The sequence below is a fragment of the Frankia sp. CgJB1 genome, from assembly GCF_977947065.1.
On record NZ_CDWTNB010000267.1, the window covers coordinates 2,177 to 3,778 of the forward strand.

Below are 1,602 nucleotides of genomic sequence, written 5' to 3' on the forward strand. Positions count from 1 at the left end.
CTCTGCACTCTCGCCAGCCAGGTCAGCGCCTCGTTGCCGGCTGCCCGGGCGCGCCGGGCCGCCTCGTCGATCCGGGCCCTGCGCAGGATCAGCCGGCCTGCCGCCGTCGGCGCCCCGGCCAGCCGGAGCAGTCCGGCGGCGCGCCCGCCCTCCGACCCGGCGCGCCCGGTAGGCGGTCAGGGCCCGCTGCCACAGTTCCTCCGCGCGTTCCGGATAGGCCGTTCGCGACTGGATGATCGGGCTCCCGCCGGGCCGACGGCCGAGCGTCTGCGCCCCGCCATCCGGGAAGTCGGCCCAGTCGCCGCGCACCAGCGCCGCATGGGCCAGTGTCGCGTGGTCGGACCCGGCGCCGGCCTCGACCGCGTCCAACGCCATGCCGGCCTCGGCCTCCTGGTTCGCCCGGAACAGCAGATCCGCCCGCAGGATCCGCGCGTACGCCGCCGCCTGTGGCACCGGGAGCTCGTCGAGATGGGTGACAAAGAGGTCAGCCGTGGCCAGGGCCTGCATTGCGAGCGTTCCGGCAGGGTCGGCGGTCCGTGCGGCGCGTGCCGGATCGGCGCTGTGACCGTGCACAACCACGTGACGGGGCAGGCGATAGGGCAGGTGATGGGGGAAGCGATGGGGGCCGGGCCCGTGCCTCCGGCCGGTTTCGCGGTGGTCGACGCGGTGACCGGTCAGGGCCAGCTGTGCCCGCGCCACCCGGATACCGGGGATGATCTCGGCACCGAGCACGCAGATGACCGCGGTCGTCGGTTCGAGCAGTGCGTGCCGTTGCCGGGCGATGACCTGCGTCGTCCAGGCGATCAGCGGGGCGTCCGTCATGGTCCGCGGCGGCCCGGCTGGTCCGGCTGGTCCGGCCAATCCGGCCGGACCAGGGTGCCTGGAGTGCCCGGAGTCGGGTGGGGCCGGCTGGGATGGCGCCCAATTGGCCCGGTGGGCCGGGCGTTCCCGGCGCGGACCGGGTACACCGGGACGCGCGGCGGGCCCAACCGGAGGCGGAGCGAACGTCCTCGTGGCCCAGGCTCGGACGACGCCGACGTCATCGGGGGACCAGTTGAGGTCGAGAGCCAGCGCGGCGAGGTAGAGCGCCTCGTGCGCCGCCAGGTGATCGGGGTCGGTCGGGTCGTGTTCGCTCTCCCGCAGCGCTCCTTTCGCCCGGCCGGCGGCGAGCGCCGTCGCCGCGCGGACGAGATGGCGTTCCGCGGGAGGCGGGGAAGGATAGCAGAGGGGCACACCCGTGGGCTCGACGCGGTGCTGTTCGTGCAGCAGGAGCGCTACCAGGAGCCGGGCTGAGGCAAGCGGCATCGTTGCGGTGTTCCTTCACGGGCAGCGGGATGGATCCGGAGCCGGATTTCACCGGAAGAAAGAAAAAATAGCAGGGCATGCCGACAGTACCCGGCGACCTGCCGCGCGGAAATCCATTTCGGTGCTCTCGCCGCGGCCGGGTCGTGGCATCTCTGGTATCTCGTTATATTTTTATAATATTGATAAATGTCAGGCGTCACCCAAGGGCGTATTATTTTATTTCATCTGAAAATATGTTATTCATCGTCCCTCGGGAAATGCGGTGAACGGCGCGAAGACCAGGGCGGACGTAAGACC

General features: G+C 70.8%; 1 pseudogene. It reads right to left on the reverse strand.

Annotated features, from left to right (window positions below):
- Nucleotides 1-1,305: pseudogene (locus AC08OT_RS19670) on the reverse strand (hypothetical protein); the annotation flags it as partial.
- Nucleotides 1,306-1,602: the final 297 nt, after the last annotated feature.